At 61.0% G+C, this 1,040-nt stretch carries 1 protein-coding gene; it reads left to right on the plus strand.

What is annotated here, in order from left to right; genetic code table 11:
- Window position 1: 1 nt before the first annotated feature.
- Complete coding sequence (locus tag ACXRVY_RS31245; protein WP_458239241.1) at window positions 2-1,006, plus strand: branched-chain amino acid aminotransferase; 1,005 nt, start codon at window positions 2-4, stop codon at window positions 1,004-1,006.
- The last annotated feature ends 34 nt before the right edge of the window (window positions 1,007-1,040 follow it).

A 1,040-nucleotide genomic window follows, 5' to 3' on the forward strand; every position in this document is an offset into this window, starting at 1 on the left:
CATTAATTGGGACAAGCTGGGTTTTGACTACATCAAGACCGACAAGCGCTATCTGTCGTACTTTCGCAATGGTGAGTGGGACAAAGGCACCCTGACCGAAGATAACGTGCTGCACATCAGCGAAGGCTCCACTGCCCTTCACTATGGCCAGCAATGCTTCGAAGGCATGAAGGCCTACCGTTGCAAGGACGGCTCGATCAACCTGTTCCGCCCGGACCAGAACGCCCTGCGCATGCAGCGCAGCTGCGCCCGCCTGCTGATGCCGCAGGTGGACACCGAGCAATTCATCGAAGCCTGTAAAGCAGTGGTCCGCGCCAACGAGCGTTTCATTCCGCCGTACGGCACCGGCGGYGCGCTGTACCTGCGTCCGTTCGTGATCGGCGTGGGTGACAACATCGGCGTGCGTACCGCGCCGGAGTTCATCTTCTCGATCTTCTGCATCCCGGTCGGCGCCTACTTCAAGGGCGGCCTGACCCCGCACAACTTCCTGATCTCCAGCTACGACCGCGCCGCGCCACAAGGCACCGGTGCCGCCAAGGTCGGTGGCAACTACGCCGCCAGCCTGATGCCGGGCTCCCAGGCCAAGAAGGCGCATTTCGCCGACTGCATCTACCTTGACCCGCTGACCCATACCAAGATCGAGGAAGTCGGTTCGGCCAACTTCTTCGGGATCACCCACGACAACAAGTTCGTGACCCCGAACTCGCCATCGGTACTGCCGGGCATCACCCGTCTGTCGCTGATCGAACTGGCCAGGTCCCGCCTGGGTCTGGATGTGGTCGAAGGCGACGTGTTCATCGACAAGCTCTCCGACTTCAAGGAAGCCGGTGCTTGCGGTACCGCTGCGGTGATCACGCCGATTGGCGGCATCAACTACAACGACCACCTGCACGTGTTCCACAGCGAAACCGAAGTCGGCCCGATCACCCAGAAGCTCTACAAAGAGCTGACCGGCGTGCAAACCGGCGACATCGAAGCGCCAGCGGGCTGGATCGTCAAGGTTTGACCTGACGCCAGACGCACAAAAGCCCTCCATCGGG

This window comes from Pseudomonas sp. P5_A2_2, assembly GCF_054177685.1.